This window comes from Bradyrhizobium oligotrophicum (genome assembly GCF_051168495.1).
Taxonomy (GTDB): Bacteria; Pseudomonadota; Alphaproteobacteria; order Rhizobiales; family Xanthobacteraceae; genus Bradyrhizobium; species Bradyrhizobium oligotrophicum_A.
Genome location: NZ_JBNPVB010000016.1, coordinates 100,016 through 123,253 on the forward strand (window position 1 = coordinate 100,016; position 23,238 = coordinate 123,253).

Sequence of the window (23,238 nt, forward strand, 5' to 3'; positions counted from 1 at the left end):
GCCGCTAGCTCGCCTTGAGCGCGGGCGTCGCGTCGAAGCGCAGCCCCGGCTGATATTGCAGACAGCGCGCAGCTTGGCCGGGGCCGGATGGAAACAGATCCGGAGGGCCGCTGACGCAGACCTCCCGCGCCGCCGCGCAGCGCGGCGCGAAACTGCAGCCCGGCGGCAGGTCGGCCAGATCCGGCGGCGCGCCGGGGATGGGATCGAGGGCCTCGCCGCGCATGCCGCCATGGACCGTCGAGCGCAACAGACCCTGGGTATAGGGGTGGCTGGGATGGTCCATGATGTCGGCGATGGCGCCGGTCTCGACGAAGCGGCCGGCATACATCACGGCGACCCGGTCCGCGATCTCGCAGGCGACGCCGAGATCATGCGTGACGAAGATGGTTGCCATGCCGAGCTCACGCTGAAGCTCGCGCAGCAGCAGCAGCACCTGGATCTGCACGGTGGCATCGAGCGCGGTGGTCGGTTCGTCGGCCAGCAGCAGCTTGGGACGGCAGGCGAGTGCGAGGGCGATCATGGCGCGCTGGCGCAGGCCGCCGGACAACTCATGCGGATAGGCCGCGAGCCTGCGCTTTGCCGACGGCACCTGAACGAGTTCGAGCAATTCGAGCGCACGCCTTCCGGCATCGCGATAGGAGACGCCGTCGTGATGGACGATGGTCTCGGCGATCTGCGTCCCGATGGTGAAGACGGGATCGAAGGCGGTCATCGGCTCCTGGAAGATCATCGATACCAGCCCACCGCGGACCTTGCGCATCTCGTGCGGCGGCAGCGCCAGCACATCGACGCCATCGATGACGATCCTGCCCGACAGGCGAGCGGTCTCCGGAAACAGCCGCATCAGGGCGCGCAGGGTCACGCTCTTGCCGGAGCCGGATTCGCCGAGAAGACACAGCACCTGGCCGCGATCGAGCGAGAACGACACGCCGTTCACCACGCTGATATCGAGATCGCGCGACGAGAAGCGCACGCCGAGATCGTCGACCTGAAGCAACGGCACGGCCGTTGCCGACGGTGCAGAAGGGGCCGCGGCGATCGTCATGCACTCCTCCCAATCTGCGCGCCGCTCGCGGCGATCCTGCCGGCTCCGCTATGGCCGGACGCGGCGTCGTGGATATGGCACGCGACCGGATGCCCCCTCGTCGCTCCGATCGGCGCGCGCGGCAGCAGGCTCGGCTCGCTGGCCGCGCAGACAGCCTCGGCAAACGGGCAGCGGGTGCGAAACCTGCAGCCGGATGGCGGGTTGATCGGGTTGGGCGGGTCACCGCTCAGGGGCGGCACGGTGACACGCCGGCGCGGATCGTGGCTCGGCCGCGAGGCCAGCAGCGCGCGCGTATACGGGTGCTTGGGCGCGGCGTAGATGGCGTCGACCGGACCGATCTCGACCGGGCGGCCGAGATACATCACCAGCACGCGGTCGCTGACATACTGCACGACATTGAGATCGTGCGAGATGAAGATGTAGGTCAGCTCCAACTTGGCCTTGAGTTCGCGCAACAGGTTCAGCACCTGGGCCTCGACGGATTTGTCGAGCGCCGAGACGGCCTCGTCGAGGATGACGAGGCGTGGTCCCATGGTCAGGGCGCGGGCAATGTTGACACGTTGACGCTGACCGCCCGAAAGCTCGTGCGGATAACGTTGCGCGAAGGTCTCGGGATCGAGCCCGACCATCCGCAGCATGCTGGCGGCGCGCGTCCGACCTTCCGACATCGCAAAGCCGCGGGCTTTCAGCCCAAACACGATCGACTCCAGGACGGTCAGCCGCGGGTTCAGCGACGAATGAGAATCCTGGAACACCATCTGCATCTGGTGACGCAACTCGCGCAGGCTGAGCTGGCGCACGCCGGGGCCGACTTCCTCGCCGTCGAACACGATCGATCCGGCGTCGGGCGCGATCAGATGCATCAACAGACGTGCGGTGGTCGACTTGCCGCAACCGGACTCGCCGACGATGCCGAGCGTCTCGCCCTTGGCCACGGCGAAGTCGACGCCGTCGACGGCCTGGACCCAAGCCTTTGCCTTTCCCAGCAGTCCGCCGCGGACGGGGAAATGCTTCTTCAACCCCTCGACGATCAGCATCGGCTGAGCGGGGCCGCCGCGGTCGCGCGGATCTTCGTCCATGGTCATGACGCTGATTGCCGGTTTCGACGTGCTCATTGCTTGACATCCATCGCGCTGCGCAGACCGTCGCTCATGAGGTTGAGGCACATCGAGGTGACGAAGATCATCACGCCGGGCAGGATGGAATTGAGAGGCGCGACGTAGATGGACTGGCGCAGCGTGTTGAGCATCGATCCCCACTCGGCTTCCGGCGGTACGACGCCAAGCCCCAGGAACGACAGGCCCGAGGCCAGGACGATGGCGACGCTGATCAGGCTCGATGCGTAGGACAGGATGGGGCCAGTCACGTTGGGAATGACGTGATCCTTCACGATCAGCCAGTTGGAAGCGCCGGTGGCGCGGGCGGCATCGACGAAGTCCTGGGTCCGCACCTGTGTCGTCACGCTCTCGGCGATGCGCGCGATCGGCGGCACGAACACCAGCACCAGCGACACGATCGCATTGACCATGCCGGCGCCGAGAATTCCGGAGATGGCGACTGCCAGCAGCACCGACGGAAAGGCGTAGAACACGTCGATGATGCGCATGATGGCCATGTTGAGGGCACCGCCGACATAGCCGGCAATGACACCAAGGCCGCCGCCGATCATGGTGGCGAGGATCACCGGCGTGAATCCCATGAACAGAGAGAGCCGGCCGCCATAGAGCAGGCGTGACAGCAGGTCGCGGCCGAGCTCGTCGGTTCCAAGCCAGTAGCGGGCATGGCCCGGCGCGATCAGCCGCCGCGCCATGCTGGTCTTGTAGGGATCATAGGGCGCCAGCCAGGGCGCCAGGATCGCCGACAGGATGATGAGCAGCAACAGGACGAAGCAGACCATGGTCACGGGATCGCGCGCCAGCCGTCGCACGACATTGTGCCAGTAGCTGCGCGAGGGCGGGCGACGCCCTTTGGCCGGACGGGATGTGGCGACGGCGAGATGAAGGCTCTGATCGGTCATCCTGCTTCCTCAGGCCCGCTTGATACGGGGATCGAAGGTGCTCTGCGCGATATCGACCACCAGGTTGATCAGCACGAAGAACAGCGACAGCACCAGGATCGTGCCCTGCAGCACCGGCAGGTCGCGGGTGAAGATCGCGTTGTTCAACAGGAAGCCGGTGCCGGGCCAGGAGAACACGGTCTCGACCAGGATCGAGCCGCCCAGAAGCTGCGCGAGCTGCAGCCCCATGATCGCCAGAACAGTCGGCATCGCGTTCTTGACGATGTGCACGAACACGCGTCGGCCCGGCAGGCCCTTGGCGTACAGGGTCTGGACGAAGTCCTGCTTGCGGACCTCGGCGACCGTGCCGCGCACGGCCCGCGCGATGATGCCGGCGGGAATGACCGAGAGCGTCAGCGCCGGCAGGATAAGATGGGAGAGGCTCGCCCAGTCCCAGCCGAAACCGCCGGAGCCGCCTTCGCCCATTCCGGTCGCCGGCAGCAGATTGAGATTGACCGCGAAGATCACGATCAGCACCATGCCGAGCCAATAATGCGGGATGGAGACTCCGGCGACGGCGATGCCGGTGACCGCCCGATCCTTCACCGTTCCGGCCGTGTAGCCGGCGACGACGCCGGCGATGCAGCCGAAGGCGAAGCCGAAGATCACGGCGGCGGCCGCCAGGATCATCGTGTTGGCGACGGCGGGCATCACTTCGCTCACGACCGTGCGCCGCGTCATGATCGAAGTGCCGAAGTCGCCGGTCGCGACATGTTCGAGCCATTTGAAGTACTGCACCGGCAGCGAGCGATCGAAGCCGTAGGCGTGGCGGATCTCCTCGACGACCTGCGGCGAAGCGCCCTCCGGCGTGATCGCGCTCAAGGGATCCCCCGGTGCCAAATGGACGAGGGCGAAGCAGACGAGCGATACGCCCATGGCGATCGGCAGGGTGTAGAGGATACGTCGCAGGATGTAGATCAGCATGGCTAAGCCCCGGTCAGGGACGCGGCGGAGTTGCTGGCCGCCGCGTCGCATGTCGCTTGCAGGTTCAGTCGAGACTCACCGGCGTCAGGTCCTGGAACCAGCTCTGCGCCTGGATGAAGCCCTTCACGTTCGGGCGCATGGCGCGCGGGTTGAGATCGTGCACCACCCAGATCCACATCGCGTCATCGACGATCAGTGAATGCAACTCCGCCAGGATCTTGTTCTGCGCATCGGCGGTGAAGGTCTCCTTGGCCTTGGTGGCGAGCGCATCGACCTTGTCGTTCTTGTAGCCGCCCCAGTTGAAGCCGAACGGCACCGGCAAAAAAGACGCGGAGGCCGCGATCAGGCCGATGTCGGGGTCCCAATAGGCCCATGAATTGTTGATGCCATGGCGGCCCTTGTTCTCGGGCGCCGCGGCGCCGAGGCGCCGCCGCGCGCGCAGGGCCTCCCAGTCCATCACCTCGAATTCCATCTCGATGCCGACATCCTTGAAGTTGTCCTTGATGAACTCGTTCATCGGCAGCGGCTGCATCTGCCCCGATCCCGAAGGCGAGATGATCATCTTGCACTTGACCGGCTTGTCCGGGCCGTAGCCCGCCTCCTTCAGAAGCTTCATGGCCTCGTCGGGATCATACTTGATGTCGAACGTCGGCTTGCCGAACCATGGATGTTTGGGATCGACCATGCCTTTCGCCGGGACGGCGAGCCCGCTCAGCATCTTGCACAGGCCCTCGCGGTCGATGGCGAGGTTGGCGGCCTTGCGCACGCGGATGTCCTTGAACGGCGAATCGTCGAGGAAGCTGAGCTGATACGGCCAGACATGCGGATAGACGTTGGTGACGATCTGCAGCTTCTGTTGCTTGATGCGCGGCACCGCATCCGGCGGCGGCGCCTCGATCCAATCGACCTGGCCCGACAGCAACGCGGCGACACGGGTGTTGCTGTCCGGCATCGGCAGCAGCACCAGCCGGTCGCATTTGGGAATGCGGCTCTTGTCCCAATGGTTCGGGTTGCGCACCAGCTCGGCGCGCTCGCGCGGCTTGAAGGAGTCCAGCATCCAGGGACCGGTGCCCGAAGGCTTCTCCGCGACCTTGGCCCAGTCGCGTCCGAGTTCTTCCCAGCGCTTTGGACTCGACATGAAGGTCGAGGCGAGCACGTAGGGCAGCACCGCGTCGGGCTTCTTGGTGGTGATCTCGACGGTGTAGTCGTCGATCTTCTTCCAGCTCGCCAGCGTGCCGGTATATTGCGCGCCCTGATTGGCCTGTGCCTGATCGAACTGCGGCGCGGTCTTTGTCAGCAGCTTGTCGAAATTCCACAGCACGGAGTCGGCATTGAAATCCGACCCATCGTGGAATTTGACGCCCTTCCGCAGATTGAAAATCCAGACCTTTTTGTCGGTGTCACTGACCGTCCAGCTTTCGGCCAGGTCCGGAATGATGGTCGATGCCTTGTCAGCGCTCGACAGGTCGTAGCGGGTCAGCCCGTCATAGACCGTGATCCCCATGAAGCGGACGCCTTCGCCGCCCTGGCTCGGCTGGCCGGTCGTCAGTGGGATGTCGCCGGCTGTCATCGCGACGCGCAGTACGCTCGGCTTGCCTTGCGCGCGCGCGGGAAGGACGCCGACGCCAAATGGGCTGACCGTCGCCATCGATACGGTGGAAAGAATCTTCAGAAATGAACGTCTCGTGTGCACCAAATGCTCCCATGTCATCAGCCTGTGCCGCTCGACCCGCTTCCTCCAATCACGGCAGCTTTGCGCTGCTCGCACCGTTCTTGCGTCATGCCACGCGCGCGGCGTCCGGCGTCCTGCACAGGGGCGGCCGGCGTGCGCGCAGGCCGGCGGCCTGCTCGAAGGCATGGCCGAGCGCGAGCACCGTCGCATCCTCGAACGGCCGGCCGGCGATCTGCATGCCGAGCGGAAGGCCGGCTTCATCGAACCCGTTGCAGACCGACAACGCCGGCTGCCCGGTCAGATTGAACGGCGAGGTCAGGGAAGGCACCTTCACGCCGAACAGGCTCGGCGGCTCGTCGACGAGCAGCGGAGCCGGCTCGAAGCTTCCGGCGGTGATGAGAACGTCGAACGCGCGCATGGTGTCGAACACGGTCGCGCACAGCTCGCTCCGCCAGCGCATGGCCTGCACATAGTCCTCGGCGCGAATGAGCGCGCCCGGCAGGATGCGGTAGCGCAGGCTCCTGCCGAAATCCTGCGGCCGGCGCTTCAGATCGGCCTCGTGCAGTGCGTATTGTTCGCTGACCGTGATCGGCGTCTTGGCGTCGCTGAACGCGCGCAGGCTCGGCAGGCGGACATCGCTGACGGCACAGCCGAGATCTTCGAGGAGAGCGATGCTCGCATCCATTGCCGTGACGATTGCGGCGGCGGCTTCATGATCCTCGGTGTACCAGTGCCTGATGACGCCGACCCGCAGCCCGTTCACGCTGCGATCGAGGGCCGCGGCATGCCGGATTGGAGCGATGTCGATCGAGCCGGGATCGCGCGGATCGAAGCCCATCATGGCATCGAGCATGATGGCGCAATCTTCCGTGGTCCAGGCCATCGGGCCGGCGTGATCGAAGGAGTAGGAGTTCGGCTGGATGCCCCTGCGGCTGACGAGGCCATAGGTTGGTTTCAGTCCGGCAATCCCGCACACGGTGGCGGGCATGCGGATCGAGCCGCCGGTATCGCTGCCGGTAGCAGCCGGACACAGGCCGGCGGCGATGGCTGCGCCCGCGCCGCTGGACGAGCCCATTGGTGAGCGCGCCAGATCCCATGGATTGCGGGCTGGCGGCCAGGGCAGGTCGAAGGATGGGCCGCCGAGCGCGAACTCCCAGGTCGCCTGCTTGCCGAGCAGCACGCCGCCGGCCGCGCGCAGTCTGGTCTGGACCGCGCAATCCTCCACGGGGATGTGGTCTTCGAGCAGCTTCGAATGAGCCGTGGTCCGGATGCCGGCGGTGTCGTAGATGTCCTTCAGGCCATAGGGGATGCCGTGGAACGGGCCGCGATCCAGCCCCGACGACAGCTCGCTTTCCGCCTCAGCCGCTTCGGACAGCGCACGCTCGGCGGTGACCGTGATGAAGGCATTGAGGATCGGATCAACGGCTGCGATGGCGTCGAGCAGCGCTGTCGTCCACTCGACCGGCGAGAGTTTTCGCGCGCGGAACAGCCGCCCGCCTTCGGCGATCGTGAGGTGGCGGAGATCCGCGCTCATGTGCTCGCCTTCGGCATGAATTTGCGCGGATCGAAGACATGGGCGGGCTCGTCAGCCCGGTCGCGACCGCGGCGCAGCCGCCACAGCATCGGCTCCAGCGTGGCGTAGCCCTCGACGAGCTCTTCGAAGAACTCGGCGGGTAGATCGAGGCCTGCAAGGCGCGCCATCACCGCGATGTCGTCACGTGAAGCTGGCTTGTCGGTCATCAGCAACTCTCCGGGGTGTCGGCTCGCTCGAGTGGCGGCATCTTCAGATGCCATTCGGTGGCCATCTGATAGGCGTGGCCGACGTTGAGAACGGTGGCCTCGTCGAACGGTCTGCCGCCGACCTGCAGCGAGAGCGGCAGGCCGGAGCGGCTGAAACCGCAGGGCACGACCAGGGCAGGGATGCCCGCCAGGCTGAAGGGCATGGTTGCGAGCAGGCGGCTGCGGAAGAAATCCGTGCCGTTGGGATCGGTCGGATCGGCCGGCGCAAACCAGCCGGCGGTTGCAAGCACGTCGAACCTGTCGAACGCCTGCATCAGCCGGGTGACCAGCTCGGCGCGCCAGCGCAGGGCCTGGACGTAGTCCTCGGCGCGCAGCAGCGCTCCGGGCATGACGCGCATGCGCAGCTTCCGTCCGAAATCCTGCGGCCGTGTCCTGATGTCCTGCTCGTGGACCGCGAACAGTTCGGCGGTCGAAATGACGGTCTTGGCGTCGACATAGTCCTGCAGGTCATCGAGCACGATCTCCTGGACATCGGCGCCGAGCGCGCGAAGCGCCTCCGCGGCGTCCGCCATGGCCGCAATCAGTTCGGGGTGACCGTGCTCCTCATACCAGTGGCGCACGAGCCCGATGCGCAGGCCCCGGATCGATCCCGTCAGGCTGCCGCGATAGTCGGGAACCCGCTCGTCGATCGAGCCGGGATCGCGCGGATCATGTCCGGCGATGGCACCGAGCATGATGGCGCAGTCCTCCGCCGTGCGGGTCATCGGACCGCAATGATCGAGTGAAAAAGTGTTGGGGTGGACGCCGTGGCGGCTGACGCGACCATAGGTCGGCTTCAGGCCGGTGATGCCACAGACGGCTGCCGGCCAGCGGATCGAACCGCCGGTGTCCGTTCCCACCGCGCCAAGGACGAAGCGGGCGCCGACGGCGGCGCCGGAACCGGACGATGATCCGCCCGGCAGGTAGTTGCGGTTCCAGGGGTTGCGCGCCGGAGGCCAGGGCAGATCCCAGGACGGGCCGCCGATCGCGAATTCGAAAGTCGCGGTCTTGCCGATCAGCACGCCGCCCGCTTCGCGCAACTTCGCGGCGATCGTCGCATCCTGCGTCGGCACGCGGTCGGCGAAGATCTTAGAGTGTGAGCTGGAAAGGATGCCGGCCGTATCGACGTTGTCCTTCAAGGCGTAGGGAATGCCGTGAAACGGGCCGCGATCGACGCCCCGGGCCAATTCGCTTTCAGCCCGGTGCGCATCGGCCAGGGCACGATCCGCCGTGACCGTGATGAAGCTGTCGAGCTGAGGATCGAGACGGTCGATGCGTTCGAGACAGGCCTCGGCAACGCGCACCGGCGAGACCGTGCCAGCGCGAATCTGCCGGCCGAGCTCGGCGATCGACATGTTGACCAGCTCGCTGACGCGCGCGTTGGACGCTTCTGTCGTCATGACTGGCGATGGCATTCTGCACTCCTCGTCCGCAGCGACACCGCGAACTGTCTGCGATGAAGCCGATGGCCTCGGACCAAGGCGGGACACCGAACAGCGGGGCACTGAACAGGAATTCGCGATGTCGTTGAGCCGGACATGTGATTGCTCACGCAACCATTGTGCCAAGTCGATTTCGATGTTGTATCGACGAGCGTGAAAGCAACTGACAACGAACTGATGTTGTTCGCATAACATTGTCTTCTGGCTAGTAGTTGAACTCGCGAGCTGTGCCGCTATGCGGAACCGCAAAGAAATCGCGCCATGTCATTGCGCAATCTGCATGCCCATATCTTCCGCAATGGATGCTGGCCATGGGCAGGGCTCGGCAGCGACTTGAAAGATCGCTGCCTGCGCGTTGCAACCGGGACGCACCACGGATGCGGATCATGCCGCGCGACCGAGGCGTTCCCTGCGTGACTGCATCAAGGGCTGGACGTGCTTGCCGAAGGCATCGATGCCCGCGATGAAGTCATCGAAGGTCAGCATGAGGCCCTTGGTGCCCGGCACCATCGCGGCCTCGTCGAGCAGCTTGGCAACGGTGGCATAGGAGCCGACGATGGTGCCCATGTTGAAGTTGACGGCCTGCTCGGGCAGGTTGATCGTCTTGGCGGTCGAGGAGTCGGCGGCCGACTGATCCTTCGATCCCTGATCGGCCATCCAGGCTAGCGCGTCGACGTCGACGCCGTCCTTGTAGGACTGCCACTTGGCCATCGCCGCCTCGTCGGTTTCGTCGGCGATCACCATGAAAAGGACGTAGGCGCCGACGTCGCGCCCCGACTTGGCGACGGCCTCGAGCAGCTGCGTGTTGGTCTTGGCATGCGCGGTCGGCGTGTTCACGCCGCTGCCGAGCACGAAATTGTAGTCGGCATATTGGGCCGCGAATGCCATTCCGGTCGGGCTCTGTCCGGCGGCGACGATTTCGATCTTGTGCTCCGGCATCGGCTTCATGTGGCAGTCGGACATCTGGAAGTGCTTGCCCTTGAGATCCGAGGTGCCAGTGGTCCAGAGATCCTGCATGACCTGGACGTATTCGGTCGAGTAGGCGTAGCGGTAGCCGAAATAGTCGTCGCCGGGCCACAGACCCATCTGCTCGTATTCGGCCTTGGCCCAGCCCGAGACGATGTTGATGCCGAAGCGTCCGCCGGATATCGAATCGATGGTGGTGGCCATGCGGGCGACGATCGCCGGCGGCAGCGTCAGCACCGCGGTCGACGCGAACAGCTTGATCTTGGTGGTGACGGCGGCGAGGCCCGCCATCAGGGTGAAGCTTTCGAGATTGTAGTCCCAGAACTCGCTCTTGCCGCCGAAGCCGCGCAGCTTGATCATCGAGAGCGCGAACTCGAAATTATAGGCTTCGGCGCGCTGGACGATTTCCTTGTTGAGCTCGAAGGTCGGCTTGTACTGCGGGGATGCCGTTGAGATCAGCCAGCCATTGTTGCCGATCGGGATGAAGACGCCGAGATCCATTGCAGTCGCTCCTGGTTGCGGAAGAGATCGAGTGGCTCGCCGGCAAGCGCCTCGCCGACTGATCGTCTGCTAGCAAACACGATGCCAGATATTGGCGATGCCGGAAGATGCGCCACGGCGCGCGATCGGGAGGCGTCGTGGCCGGGAGGGTCATGGGTCAATGCTCTTCCAGCAGGCGACCGAGACCGGATATCCTGTCGGTGATGCCGTTCTGCCGCAGGGCGTGCCAATACGTCGCGGTGTTGATCGCGATCACCGGCTTGTCGAGCCAGAACTCGGCGATCGCGGCGAGCCGGATCATGCTGAGATTGGTGCCGACCTGAAGGATGGCGTCGATATCGTCGCCATTGAGCTCGATCAGCGTGTCGCGCAACCTGTCTTCCGGCACCTCGGCGATCCCCGTCCAGCTCGGGCATTTCAGGCAGATGTCGCGCACCACCGTGTAGCCGGCCTCGGTGAAATAGTTCCGCACCTGATCATTGGCGACTGGATAATACGGCGTCAGGAACGCGATGCGCTTGCCTGCGCCATAAGCCTTGAGCGCCGCCGTGCAGGCGTGCGAGCCGATGCTGATGCCGACGCCGCTTTCGCGCTCCACCTTGGCCTGGAATGCATCGGCGCCCTTGATGCCGCCATAGAAGGTGATGGCCGACATGCCCATGACGAGATAGTCCGGCGAGCAGGTCATGACGCTTTTCACGGCATCGACCACGTTGTCGGAGATGATGCTCGTACCAGCCATGAAGGTTTCATTGCTCACGGCGTGCGAATTCGGCGTGTAGATGCGGCTGTAATGGTTGGTGACGCCGGCAGGGCGCATCGCCTCGAAGTCCGGCTGGACCACCGTGTTGGTCGACGGTCCCAGCACGCCGAACTTCTTGCGCCATCCGAGGACATCACGCATCGCTTGTTCCCTATGATGCTTGTTACGCTTTTTATGCTTGCCGGGCCGCGGCCTGGCCGGCCAGCCGCCCGAGCGTCACGGCCATGCACAGGCCGGCGGCCGGGAGATAACCCCAGACGCCGGGGCCGGAAATACTGCGCGCGGTGCCGCCGCCGGCAAACAGATTGGGCATCGGCGATCCGTCGGCACGCATCACGCGGGCCGTGTCATCGACGACCAGGCCGCCCTGGGTATGAAACAACGCGCCGGTCACCTTGGCCGCGAAGTAGGGGCCCTCACTGCTCAGCGGAGGATTTCGGCCGAAGTCGCGTCCGAACGGATCCTCCGCATCGCCGTTCGCGCAGGCGATGGCATGCGCGAGGGTCGCCTGCAGCGTCGTCGCGGGAACGCCGATCAGTTGCGCAAGACCGGCGGCATCCGGCGCCGACTTGACCATGCCGAGCTTGGTGAGGGCCTGATACTCCGGCCAGCGTAAATTGCTTTGTCGCAGCCGGTCGTCATAGACCACCCAGGCGATGCCGCTCGGCTGCGCCAGCACCTGCTTCGATTGGCCGGAAATGTCGAACAGCTCGTTGGAGAACCGCTCGCCCTTCAGATTGATCTGGATGCCGCCTTCCATGATCAAATTGTAGTTGACCAGCACGCCGGATTCGATCGAGAGCGCGCCATAGCCCTGGAACGCAGTCATGTCGGCGGTCGCGGCGCCCAGCTGCATGCCCCATTGAATGCCTTCGCCGTCATCGCCCTCATGACCGAAATAGGGGCTGTCGCCCATCTCCGGGATGAAGCGTCGCACCATCTCGCGATTGGCGCCGAAGCCGCAGGTCGCCAGCACCAATGCTGCGCAGCCGATGGTTTCGCGGGTGCCGTCCGGTCGCAGAAGACCGACACCGAGCACGCGATCCATGTCGTCGGCGTAGACGTCGACGACATGCGCGTTCGTCGTCAGCGAAACCCGTCCTTCGCCGGCGCGGATCAGGCGACCGAGCAATTCCGTTCCGCTGCGGGATGGCAGCCCGTGCAGCCGCGGCACCGAGTGGCCGAAATCCGTGCGCCAGGCGAGCTCGACATCAAAGGGGAAATCATGATCGGCCATCAGCCAGTCGATCGTGGGGCCGGACTCGCGGGCGATGCTTCGGGCCAGCCGTTCATCGGTCTGTCCGCGCGTCTTCGTCATGATATCGGCAAACATCGCCTCGGCGCTGTCGCTGACGCCCTTGTCCTTCTGTGCCCGCGTCGCGGCCGCGCAGATGAAGCCCTGCGCCATGCTGGTCGTGCCGGTCGGGCTCGCGTCGCGTTCGAGCACCATGACATCCGCGCCTGCATCGGCCGCGGCGAGTGCGGCGGTCATGCCGGTTGCGCCGGCTCCAACCACGAGCACCGGCACAGACGCGTCGAAGCTCATGGCATGGGTGCGGATGACCGGCATTGAATATCCTCTGATCGGGCAGCGAGGCCTGGTCGTGGATGGACCGACGTCGCTGTCGGTAACCCGTGCAAGATTGTATGCACTGTTGTTGGAGTCCGTCAATGCCTCCGACTACTCATCACGAGCAATCATCCGTCGTGTTTCATAAAATGGCTTTACTATAGGTGTTTTGCGATCGTAACGCGGCGATTGCTGTACTAATGGGCAGGTTGCCTACGCCGTTGCACAGAAAAAGTGTATGCAATCTTTTCGGGGGCGGTGTTAGCCTGACGGCCATACGGCAGCGATGGGGGCTGGTCTTGAGGCGGATCTTTCAACTGGTCGGCTTACGCCAATGGCGGTCTCGGCCCGCACCTGGCGCGCCGGTCTCCGCGCCAAGTGCTTGCGCGCCGAGCGTCGCATGAGCGGCAGCACTGCGCTGGTTGCCTCCGAGCGCTTCGCGCGTCATGTGGTCGCGACGCGTTTTGCTCAGTTGACCTCTGACGCGATCGCGCAGGCCAAGGTTTTCATTCTCGATACGATTGGGGTCGGCATCGCGGGCTCGTCGGCCGCCGGCGCCGATCAGCTCGCCGCGGCTTCAGTTGGGTGGGGCGAGGGGAGCGAGGCGGTCGTCTGGGGACGCCGTATGCGCGCGCCGGCCTCGATGGCGGCGTTCCTCAACGGATTTCAGGTTCATTGCCAGGAATATGACTGCGTGCATGAGCGCGCCGTGCTGCATCCGATGGCGACCCTGCTTCCGGCTGCGCTCGCTTATGCGGACCGAAGGGGCGGCGTATCCGGGCGCGAGCTGATCGCCGCCGTCGCGGTCGGCATCGACGTCGCGGCCGGTCTCGGCGTCGCCTCCCGCTCAGCGTTGACGTTCTTTCGGCCGGCTACATCCGGTGGATTTGGCGCGACCGCAGCGGTTGCGCGCCTTGCCGGCCTCGATGCCGAGGCCACCTGCAATGCGTTCGGCGTTCAGTATGGCCAGACCAGTGGCACGATGCAGGCGCATGTCGAGGGCAGCATCGTGCTGCCGATGCAGATCGCCTTCAATGCACGGGCCGCGCTGCAAAGCTGCGATCTCGCCGCGGTCGGACTCGTTGGTCCCCGCGATGTGTTCGAAGGACCGTTCGGCTATCTCAAGCTGTTCGAGGGGCGCTGGGATCTGGAGCCGACCTTGGAGGGTCTCGGGCGCGACTGGCTGGTCAGCGAGCTCAGCCACAAGCCTTTTCCGGCCGGACGGGCCACCCACGGTGGGATCGAGGGCCTGATCGCGTTGCGTCGCGAACACGGCTTCACGGCCGCCGACGTCGACTCCGTGCGCGTCATCGGTCCCTCCTTGATCAAGCGGCTTTGCGGACGTCCGGACGTGCCGGCGCCGAATGCCAACTACGCGCGCCTGTGCATGCAATTCATTGCGGCCAAGACGCTGCTGCACGGCACGGTCGATCTCGCGCATTATCGCGGCGCCGAGCTGACGGACGCCGCGACCCATGACATCGCCAGCCGCGTCACGATGGAAGCCGACGACAATCCGGATCCGAATGCGCTGGTGCCGCAGGAGATCGTGGTGACGCTGAAGAGCGGCGAGGTGCTGCGCCGGCGCTGCGAGGTGATGCTGGCGCATCCGTCACGGCGGCTTTCGCGCGATCAGCATCTGACGAAGTTCCGCCGCTGTCTGGAGTTCGCGCAGGTGCCGCTGCACCCAGAGGCCGGTGACCGGCTGATCGACATGGTCGATCGGCTCGAAGACGTCGAGGACGTCCGGGCGCTGACCGGACTGCTGATGCAATGAGCCGGGAATGAAGAGAACAGGAGAACGAGGGATGCGGACGATCTGGGCTGGGCTGACGATGCTGGCGCTCGCGGCAACACCGGCTGTGGCCGAAAGCCAGCTGTTGTTCCTGGCCGAGGACGTCCCAGCCGGACTGGACTATGACGGCCCGTCGGTCTCGACCAACACCTCGCAGACCGGCTTCATCAATCTGTCCGAGCCCTACATCTATTACCCTTATGGCCCGGCCAACAGCGAAGGCATCCGCACGCTCGACTACTCCAAATATGAGGGGCGCCTGGTCGAGAGCTGGGAGTTCGACGAGCCGAGCCTGACCTGGACCTTCCATCTGCGCAAGGGCGTCAAGAGCTGCGCCGGCAACGAGTTCACGGCGGACGACGTGCTCTACACCTTCGCGCGCGCGAAATCGGTCAGCGGCAAGGCGCCGATCGGCTGGTTCCTCGCCAATCTTGCCTCGGTCTCTGGCTTCACGCGCGATGTCTTCAAGCCGGGGGCGGACAAGAGCCTGGGCGATGCGGTCACCAAGGTCGACGACTACACCGTCCGCATCAAGCAGTCGTCGCCGAACCGCCTGTTCCAGATGGTGATGACGATCTATTCGACCTATCCCTATGACAGCAAGGAGATGAAAAAGCACGCCACCGAGGCCGACCCCTGGGCGCATGACTACGTCAACACCCAGAACGTGCCATCCTTCGGAGCCTACTGCCTGGAGCGCTGGACCAAGGATGACGAGTTCGTCCTGGTTGCCAACCCGAACTATTACCGCGGCAAGCCGGCCATTGACCGCGTGGTGATCAAGAAGGTCCCGCAGAGCTCGAACCGGACGCTGGCGCTACGCAGCGGCAGCGCGCAGTTGACCCAGCGCCTGACGGCGCGCGAGTTCAATGGCCTGCGCAAGGCCAACGGCGTCAAGGTTGCCGGCATCTTCGGCAACGAGGTTCTGATCCTGAATCTGAACTTCAAGACGCCGCCGTTCGATAACCCAAAGCTGCGTCAGGCGATCGCCTATGCGATGCCGTATCAGCAGATCACCAATGTCGGCTATTCCGGCGCGGCCCAGCACATGGACGGTCACTTCTCGCGGGCGCTGAATGCCTATGTGAAGCCGTCCACGCAATACGACACCGACCTCGCGAAGGCCAAGCAGCTGCTGGCCGAAGCCGGCTATCCCGAGGGCAAGGGACTGGAGAAATACCCCGACGCGTTCAAGCTCGCCTTCGTCGCCGAGCGGGAGTCGCTGCTGGGGCCGATCGCGACCGTGATCCAATCGTCGCTGAAGGACATCGGGCTTCCGGTCCAACTCGATCCCTTGCCGCAGACGCAGATGAGCGATCGCCGCATCGTCAAGAAGGATCTGCCGATGGGCTTGTCCGACCAGGAAAAGCCTGTGGGTCCCGATGTCGGCTACGCGACGATGCTGTTCTTCGTGTCGACGGCGGCGGGTGGCGTCAACAATCTCGCCAATTATTCGAGCCCGGACGTCGACAAGATGTTCGCCGAGGCGAAGAGCGAGGTCGACGACGCGAAGCGCCGCCAGATCCTGACGCAGATCCAGGAGAGGCTGCAGACGGACCTCGCCTGGGTGCCGCTGGTCGAGACCAAGACGGAGTGGGCATTCTCCAGCAAGCTGTCCGGCGTCACCTGGCACCCGGAGAACTCGATCCACTTCATCGATCTGCAGCTGCAGAACTGACGGAGCAGGTCGCGTGATCCCGTTCGTCGCCCGACGGTTGGCCGTCGCCATGCTGCAGCTGGTCGGACTGCTGCTCGTGGTGTTCTTCGCGATCCGCATGCTGCCGGCGGATCCGGTCGCGCGGCTCGTCGGCATGAACGCGACACGCGAGGCGTATCTGTCGTCCCAGCACGCGCTCGGGCTGGACAGGCCCGTGCTCGAGCAGCTCCTGAGCTATGCGGCCGGCGTCGTGCGCGGCGACTTCGGCCGCTCCTGGGTGAGCGGCGCGCCTGTGATGCAGGACATCCGCAATGTCCTGCCGGTCACCATCGAACTGATCACGATCAGCTTCGTGCTCGCGTTTCTGCTGTCCGTCCCTCTCGGCATGCTGTGCGCGCTGCGCCCCGGCGGGGTCGCTGACAGCGCGACCTTCACCTACAGCCTGTTCGCCGGCTCGCAGCCGGAGTTCTGGTGGGGGCTGCTGTTCATCTACGTGTTCTTCGCCGTGCTGGGCTGGGCGCCGGCGCCGCTCGGCCGGATCGATCCGATGATGACGCCGCCGGCGGCGGTCACCGGCTTCATCACCATCGACTCGCTGCTCTCCGGCAACATGGCGGCGCTGCGCGATGCGCTTCATCATCTGGCGCTGCCGATCGCCACAAAGGTGTTCGTGCTGTCAGGCCCGATCATCAAGATGGTCCGGCAGAACATGGTCCGCGTGCTCGGCGCCGACTACATCCTCTATGCCCGCGCCTCCGGACTGCCGCCGTGGCGGATCGCGCTGGTCGCGCTGAAGAATGCGCTGGTTCCGGCGCTGACGCTGCTCGGCGTGCTCTACGGCTATATTCTCGGCGGCGCGGTGCTGATAGAGACCGTGTTCTCGCTCGGCGGCATCGGCCAATACGCCGTGCGCTCCGTGCTCGCGTTCGACTATCCGGCGATCCAGGCGGTGGTGCTGGTGATCGCCGCGATCTCGCTGTTCGTCTATCTCGCGCTTGACGTCGTGCATGCCTGGATCGATCCGAGGCTCGCGGCATGACCGAGTTGATCGACACGGCCGATATCGGCCAGCGCATCGCTGAAAAGCGAAGACCATCGTGGCTGTTCGGCTTCGGAACGGCGCTGGTGCTGTTGTCGCTGGTCCTGATGGTGGCGGGCCCCTGGCTCGCGCCCTATGATCCGAGCCGGCCGACGATGGAGGTGAGCGAGCCCCCACCGGAGCTTGCGAGCGTTCCCGGATTGATGTGGAGCGCCTTGCGCGGCGCGCCGCATCCGCCGATCCACTGGTTCGGCACCGACGGCACCGGCCTCGATGTCTTCTCGCGGGTGATTGCCGCGCCACGCACCGACGTCGCGATCGCGGTCGGCGCCAATCTCGCGTCATTGATCATCGGCAGCCTGCTCGGGCTGCTCGCGGGCTTCGCGCGGTCGTGGATCGCTGCGACTGTCATGCGGCTCTCGGACCTGATCCAGGCGTTTCCGGTCTTCATCACCGGCATGATCCTGGTGACCCTGGCTGGCCGCAGCAACAGCACGATCATCGTCACGCTCGCCTTTCTCTACACACCGATCTATGTGCGCCTGACCCGCGCGGAGGTGCTGGCGCAGCGCGCCCGCGGCTTCGTCGATGCGGCGCGCGCGCTCGGCAAGAGCGATCTGTTCATCGCGCTGCGCCACGTGCTGCCCAACGCGCTGGCGCCGTCGCTGATTCAGGCCTCAGTCACGATCGGTTTCGCCATTCTGATGACCGCCGGCCTCAGCTTCGTGGGCGCCGGCGTGCGGCCGCCGTCGCCGGAGTGGGGGCTGATGATTGCCGCCAGCGCCAATGATCTGATCCAGGGCGAGTGGTGGTCGTCGCTCTTCCCGGGTCTCGCGATCTCGCTGACGGTGTTCGGCTATGCGGCCTTCGGCAACGGTCTGGAGCGCATCTATGCCGAATGAGACCGCGGTCATCGACGTCAAGGGGCTGACGGTTGCCTACGGCGCGCGCGCGGCGATCTCGGACTTCGCGCTGACCATCGCGCCTGGCGAGGTGGTCGGCCTGACCGGCGATTCCGGCAGCGGCAAGTCGACCCTTGCGTTGGCGCTGCTCGGCCTGACGCGCGGCTCCGGCCGCATCGTGAGCGGCCAGATCATGATGCAGGGCACCGATCTGCTCGCGCTCGATGAAGCCGAGCGCCGCGAGTGGCGGGGCCGTGACATCGGACTGATCGTGCAGAATCCGCGCAGCGCGCTCAGCCCGCTGCACCAGGTCGGTCGCCAGATCGCCGACGTCTATCGCTCGCACCATGCGGTGTCTGCGCGGCAGGCCGAAGCGCATGCGGTGACGATGCTGCGCAATCTCGGCCTCAATGATCCGGAGCGGCGCGCCAAGGCCTATCCGCATGAGATCAGCGGCGGCATGGCGCAGCGGGTGCTGATCGCGATGGCGCTCGGGTCCGGGCCGCGGCTGGTGGTCGCGGACGAGCCGACCAGCGGTCTCGACGTGACGATCCAGGCGCAGTTCCTCGACGAGATGTGGCGCTCGGTGCGCAACGCCGGATCGGCGGCGCTGCTGATGACGCAGGATCTCGGCATCATCGCCAATTACTGCGATCGCGTGATCGTGCTGCAGGACGGACGCAAGGTCGAGGACGCGCCGACCAAAGCATTCTACGCCGCGCCGCGCGACGCCTACAGCCGCTCGATCCTGGCGCGTCGCAAGGAGACGACGGTGAGCGCGGCCGCAGCCACGCCGCTGCTCGGCATCACCGGTCTGCGCAAGACGTTTCCGCTGCGGGACAGCGACAAGCGTGTGCAGGCCGTCGATGACGTCAGCTTCACGGTCGGCCGCGGCGAAACGCTCGGCCTGGTCGGCGAGAGCGGCTCGGGCAAGACGACGGTCGGGCGGGCCATCCTGCGGCTGGTCGAGCCGGACGCCGGCGAGATCGATTTCGCCGGCCGCTCGCTCAGCCGCGCCTCGGCGCGCGAGTTGCGTCTGCTTCGGCGCAAGATGCAGATCGTCTTCCAGGATCCGCTCGACTCGCTCGATCCGCGCTGGACGGTTGCCGATCTCCTCGCCGAGGCGATCGAGCCAAAAGCGGACGTCAAGCGCATCAACGAATTGCTGGAGCTTGTCGGCCTGCCGCCAGAGACGGCCCGGCTCAAGCCGCGCGCCATGAGCGCCGGAGCGCAGCAAAGGGTCAACATCGCGCGCGCCATCGCGGTCGAACCGGACCTGATCGTGCTGGACGAGCCGACCTCGGCGCTGACGCCGCTGGCGCGGCTCGCGATCATCAGACTGCTCCGCAGCCTGCAGGAGCGGCTCGGCGTGTCCTATGTGTTCATCTCGCACGACCTCAACACCGTCGAGGAGATGAGCCATCGCGTCGCCGTGATGTATCTCGGCCAGATCGTCGAGATTGGCAGCCGCAAGCAGATCTTCCGCCGCCCGTTGCATCCCTATTCGAAAGCGCTGCTGGCGGCGCATCTCGTGGCCGACCCCAGCCATCGCCGTGTCGACCGGACCGACATCGAGGCGCTGAGCGGCGAAATTCCGAGCCCGATCGATTTGCCGCGCGGCTGCTATCTCGCCGGTCGCTGCCCGGTCGCGCGGCCGTCCTGCAGCGACCAGCCGCAGCCGCTGCTTGCCGCGCCCGATGGGCGGCTGGTGCGCTGCGCGCCGGCCATCGCCAACGTCCTGCCAGCATCCCTCAAGGAGGCCTCATGCATCTGACGCGCCGTTCATTTGCCGGTGGCGCCGCCACCATCGCCGGCGTCTCGCTGTTCGATCCCGATCTGGCCCTGGCGGCGGACAGGACGCTGACGATCGCGCTGCCCAACAATCCCTCGACGCTCGATCCGATCCAAATCTCCAATCATGACGCGATGGCGATCACCAACGCCGTGTTCGAGAACCTGCTTGAGATCGACCTCGACGGCAAAGTCGTGCCGTCGCTGGCGCGTGCCATGCCGGAGATTTCCGACGACCAGACCGTGTTCAAGTTCGACCTGCGCGATGACGTCGTGTTTCACGACGGCTCGCTGTTCAGCGCCGAGGACGTCAAATATTCCTACGAATACATGCTGGACCCCAAGAACAAATCGGTCCGCCGTTCGCTGTTCGCGCCGATCCAGGAGATCGTGATCGAAAGCCCGACCCGGATCGTGTTCAAGATGAAATCGCCCTATCGGCCTTGGTTTCAGTACATGACCAAGTTCATGGGGATCTTTCCCAAGGGCAGCCGCGAGAAGATCGGCGACAACGGCTTCAAGACGGCGCCGGTCGGCGTGGGCACGGGGCCGGGGGCCTTCGTCGCCTGGAAGCAGAACGACTATGCCGAGTTGAAGCGGCACGACAAATATTGGCGCAAGGGCGTCCCCGTATGGGACCGTCTGGTCGCGAGGATCGTGCCGGAGGACGCCACGCGCGTCGCTTATTTGATGACGAACCAAGCGCAGATCATCAGCGCGCCGCCGCCGCACGAGTTCGAGCGGCTCAAGACGGTGCCGGGCATCGCGACCGGCAGCAAGGTCGCCGTGGGCGGCATGTGGTTCCTGCAGACCAACACCAAGCGGGCGCCGTTCGACGACGTGAACTTCCGCAAGGCCGTCTCCTGCGCCATCGATCGCCGGAAGATTGCCCGCGAGGTGTTCTATGGGCTGATGGACCCGAGCGCGGTGCCGGCGCCGACCACAGTATCCTATTTCAACGCCGAGGCCGACAAGGCGGTGGGATACGACCCGGCCAAGGCCAAGGATTATTTGTCACGCTCCAAATACGCCGGGAATGCCGAGTTCGAGCTGCTGGTGCCGTCGACGCCCTATCTGTTCGACCAGTCGGAAGCTGCGATCGTGATCCAGTCGCAGCTCGCCGAGGTCGGCATCAAGATGAAGATCACGGCCATGGAGATGCCGCAGATCCTGTCGCGCGCCATGGCGGGCACGCAGGTCGCCTCGGCGCTGCCGCTGATGGGGCCGAGCGATCCGACCTTCATCATGCAGATCTGCTACACGGCCGATCAGATCATGTCGAAATCGTCGGGCTGGACCAGCGCGGCGCTCGATGACGCTATCAAGGAGAGCTACAAATACCAGGATCCGGCGCATCTCGACCCGCTATTCCAGAAGATGCAGGCGATCCTCGCCGAGGACTGTCCCAACGTCTGGCTCGGATTCGTCGGCGTCGCGAATGCCTGGCGCGCCGAGATCAAGGACTTCGTGCCGAATACAGGTCTCACGATCTGGACTCGCGACGTCAAGATGAGCTGATCGGTCGGGATCGTGATCGCCATCGCATACCGCATCATGGGCGCGATCGTCACGCTGGCAGGCGTCAGCCTGGTGCTGTTCGTGCTCGTGCATACGATCCCGGTATCTCCGGCGCGCGTGGTGCTCGGCGCCGATGCCTCCGAGGCTGACGTCGCCGAGTTCGACCGGGATCACGGCCTCGACCGGCCGCTGTGGCAGCAATACGCGTCGTGGATCGGCGGCGTGGCGCGCGGCGATTTCGGCAACTCCGTGATCGACGACACGCCCATTTCGAGCCAGATCGCCGATACGTTCCCGGTCACCTTCGAGCTCGTCGTGCTCGGCTTCGCGTTCTCCCTCGCCACGGCCATTCCCTTGGGCGTGCTCTCGGCGCTCTACGAGGGGCGGGCGATCGACCAGGCGGCGCGGGTGCTGTCGGTCGCCGGCGTGTCGATTCCGAGCTTCTGGCTGGGGCTGATGCTGATCGCATGGGGCGCGGTGGCGCTGCGCTGGTTTCCCGCCGGCGGCTACGTGCCCTGGCGTGACGGGATCGTCGCGCATCTGCAGTCGATGACCTTGCCGGCGATTGCGCTCGGCATCTACTACGTCGCCATCATCAGCCGGATGACGCGCTCGGCCGTGGCCGATGTGTTGAGGGCCGACCACGTCCGGGTGGCGCAGGCGATGGGACTGCCGCGGCGCCGCATCCTGGTCTACGTCCTGAAGAATGCCTTGCCGCCGGTCGTCACCGTCGCCGCGATGTCGTTCGGCTACATGTTCGGCTGGTCGCTGATCGTCGAGCAGGTGTTCAACATCGCCGGCATGTCGCGGGCGCTGCTCAGTGCGATCTTCCGGCGCGACTATCTGATGATCGAGAACGTCGTGCTCGTCATCACGGCGGTCTTCATCGCCGCCAATGCGCTGGCGGATCTGCTCTACACCTGGCTCGATCCGAGGTTGTCACGATGAGCGGAGCGGGATGGCGCCTGGAAAGCCGCATCGGCCTCGCGCTCGTGCTCGCGGCGGCCGCCACCGCGCTGCTGGCGCCGTGGATCGCGCCCTATGATCCGCTGGCCGTCGATCTGAGCCGCAAGCTCGCGCCACCGAGCGCGCTGCATTGGATGGGCACCGATCAGACCGGACGCGACATCCTCAGCCGCATCATCTGGGGCGCGCGGCCCTCGCTCACGGTCGGCTTGCTCGCCGTTGCAATCGGCTTGACGGGCGGCATTGCGCTCGGCGTTAGCGCCGGTGTTGTCAGAGGGTTCTGGGAGCAGGCGGCGATGCGCACGGTCGATGGCCTCGCCGCGATCCCGATGCTGATCTGGGCGATTGCCGTGGTCGGCATCGTCGGCGTCGGTCCGGTGCCGGTCGGCCCCTGGCTGCTGCCGAACGAGAGCAAGATCATCCTGCTGGTCGGCATCCTCTACATTCCGCCGCTCGCGCGCGTGACCTATGGCGGCGCGCTGGTGGAAGGGCAGGCGGATTATGTCCGGGCGCGGCGGATGCAGGGCGCGTCGCGGCTCTCGATCATGTTCGGCGACGTGCTGCCGAACTGCCTGTCGCCGGTGATCGTGCAGGCGACCTTGCTGATCGGGGTCGGCATCGTGGTCGAAGCCAGCCTGAGTTTCGTCGGGCTCGGCGTCGAGCCGCCGAACCCGAGCTGGGGCGGCATGCTGGCCGACGCGCGCAAATACATCTTCTCCGGCGAGTGGTGGACCTACGTCTTTCCGGGCCTTGCCATCTCGCTGAGCGTGATCGGCTTCAATCTTCTCGGTGACGCACTTCGCGAGCTGCTCGATCCGCGCAGCGTCGCCAGCCTCTCGATGGTGGCGTGAG

General features: G+C 65.4%; 19 protein-coding genes. 8 read left to right on the top strand and 11 right to left on the bottom strand.

Going from position 1 to position 23,238, the window contains the following annotated elements:
- Nucleotides 1–4: 4 nt before the first annotated feature.
- The 11 genes from ACQR1B_RS26580 to ACQR1B_RS26630 all read right to left on the bottom strand — a co-directional run bounded on the left by ACQR1B_RS26580 (nt 5) and on the right by ACQR1B_RS26630 (nt 12,718).
- Nucleotides 5–1,045, bottom strand: a complete 1,041-nt coding sequence (locus ACQR1B_RS26580; RefSeq protein ID WP_434835023.1) for an ABC transporter ATP-binding protein — start codon at nt 1,043–1,045, stop codon at nt 5–7.
- A complete protein-coding gene (locus ACQR1B_RS26585; protein WP_434835024.1) occupies nt 1,042–2,160 on the bottom strand; it encodes an ABC transporter ATP-binding protein in 1,119 nt (372 codons plus the stop codon). Before ACQR1B_RS26585 ends, ACQR1B_RS26580 begins: the two co-directional genes overlap by 4 nt.
- On the bottom strand, nt 2,157–3,062 hold the full coding sequence (locus ACQR1B_RS26590; RefSeq protein ID WP_434835025.1) for an ABC transporter permease: 906 nt from the start codon (nt 3,060–3,062) through the stop codon (nt 2,157–2,159). Before ACQR1B_RS26590 ends, ACQR1B_RS26585 begins: the two co-directional genes overlap by 4 nt.
- Before the next feature lie 9 nt (nt 3,063–3,071).
- On the bottom strand, nt 3,072–4,025 hold the full coding sequence (locus tag ACQR1B_RS26595) for an ABC transporter permease (protein WP_434835026.1): 954 nt from the start codon (nt 4,023–4,025) through the stop codon (nt 3,072–3,074).
- A gap of 64 nt (nt 4,026–4,089) precedes the next feature.
- Nucleotides 4,090–5,718, bottom strand: a complete 1,629-nt coding sequence (locus ACQR1B_RS26600) for an ABC transporter substrate-binding protein (RefSeq protein ID WP_434835027.1) — start codon at nt 5,716–5,718, stop codon at nt 4,090–4,092.
- A gap of 85 nt (nt 5,719–5,803) precedes the next feature.
- Nucleotides 5,804–7,231: an amidase gene (locus tag ACQR1B_RS26605; RefSeq protein ID WP_434835028.1), complete on the bottom strand. Its 1,428-nt coding sequence runs from the start codon at nt 7,229–7,231 to the stop codon at nt 5,804–5,806.
- Nucleotides 7,228–7,437 (bottom strand): hypothetical protein, encoded by a 210-nt coding sequence (locus tag ACQR1B_RS26610; protein WP_434835029.1) that lies wholly within the window; start codon nt 7,435–7,437, stop codon nt 7,228–7,230. The genes ACQR1B_RS26605 and ACQR1B_RS26610 overlap by 4 nt, the downstream gene beginning before the upstream one ends.
- Nucleotides 7,437–9,167 (bottom strand): amidase, encoded by a 1,731-nt coding sequence (locus tag ACQR1B_RS26615; RefSeq protein WP_434835030.1) that lies wholly within the window; start codon nt 9,165–9,167, stop codon nt 7,437–7,439. The genes ACQR1B_RS26610 and ACQR1B_RS26615 overlap by 1 nt, the downstream gene beginning before the upstream one ends.
- Before the next feature lie 135 nt (nt 9,168–9,302).
- Entirely contained in the window at nt 9,303–10,385 is a 1,083-nt protein-coding gene (gene rutA / locus ACQR1B_RS26620) for a pyrimidine utilization protein A (protein WP_434835031.1), read from the bottom strand.
- Between the two features lie 157 nt (nt 10,386–10,542).
- Complete coding sequence (locus ACQR1B_RS26625; RefSeq protein WP_434835032.1) at nt 10,543–11,289, bottom strand: maleate cis-trans isomerase family protein; 747 nt, start codon at nt 11,287–11,289, stop codon at nt 10,543–10,545.
- Between the two features lie 31 nt (nt 11,290–11,320).
- Nucleotides 11,321–12,718: an FAD-dependent oxidoreductase gene (locus ACQR1B_RS26630; RefSeq protein ID WP_434835033.1), complete on the bottom strand. Its 1,398-nt coding sequence runs from the start codon at nt 12,716–12,718 to the stop codon at nt 11,321–11,323.
- 400 nt (nt 12,719–13,118) lie between these two features.
- On the opposite strand from ACQR1B_RS26630, the gene ACQR1B_RS26635 reads away from it, so the two are divergent.
- The 8 genes from ACQR1B_RS26635 to ACQR1B_RS26670 are packed head-to-tail and all read left to right on the top strand — an operon-like array spanning nt 13,119 to nt 23,237.
- A complete protein-coding gene (locus ACQR1B_RS26635; protein WP_434835034.1) occupies nt 13,119–14,495 on the top strand; it encodes an MmgE/PrpD family protein in 1,377 nt (458 codons plus the stop codon).
- 31 nt (nt 14,496–14,526) lie between these two features.
- Nucleotides 14,527–16,191, top strand: a complete 1,665-nt coding sequence (locus ACQR1B_RS26640; RefSeq protein WP_434835035.1) for an ABC transporter substrate-binding protein — start codon at nt 14,527–14,529, stop codon at nt 16,189–16,191.
- A gap of 13 nt (nt 16,192–16,204) precedes the next feature.
- A complete protein-coding gene (locus ACQR1B_RS26645; RefSeq protein WP_434835036.1) occupies nt 16,205–17,209 on the top strand; it encodes an ABC transporter permease in 1,005 nt (334 codons plus the stop codon).
- A complete protein-coding gene (locus tag ACQR1B_RS26650) occupies nt 17,206–18,111 on the top strand; it encodes an ABC transporter permease (protein WP_434835037.1) in 906 nt (301 codons plus the stop codon). Before ACQR1B_RS26645 ends, ACQR1B_RS26650 begins: the two co-directional genes overlap by 4 nt.
- The gene (locus tag ACQR1B_RS26655) at nt 18,101–19,885 is read left to right on the top strand and encodes a dipeptide ABC transporter ATP-binding protein (protein ID WP_434835038.1); all 1,785 of its coding nucleotides are present in this window, start codon (nt 18,101–18,103) and stop codon (nt 19,883–19,885) included. Before ACQR1B_RS26650 ends, ACQR1B_RS26655 begins: the two co-directional genes overlap by 11 nt.
- Nucleotides 19,876–21,420 (top strand): ABC transporter substrate-binding protein, encoded by a 1,545-nt coding sequence (locus ACQR1B_RS26660; RefSeq protein ID WP_434835039.1) that lies wholly within the window; start codon nt 19,876–19,878, stop codon nt 21,418–21,420. Before ACQR1B_RS26655 ends, ACQR1B_RS26660 begins: the two co-directional genes overlap by 10 nt.
- A gap of 12 nt (nt 21,421–21,432) precedes the next feature.
- A complete protein-coding gene (locus ACQR1B_RS26665) occupies nt 21,433–22,368 on the top strand; it encodes an ABC transporter permease (protein ID WP_434835040.1) in 936 nt (311 codons plus the stop codon).
- On the top strand, nt 22,365–23,237 hold the full coding sequence (locus ACQR1B_RS26670) for an ABC transporter permease (protein ID WP_434835041.1): 873 nt from the start codon (nt 22,365–22,367) through the stop codon (nt 23,235–23,237). The genes ACQR1B_RS26665 and ACQR1B_RS26670 overlap by 4 nt, the downstream gene beginning before the upstream one ends.
- Nucleotide 23,238: the final 1 nt, after the last annotated feature.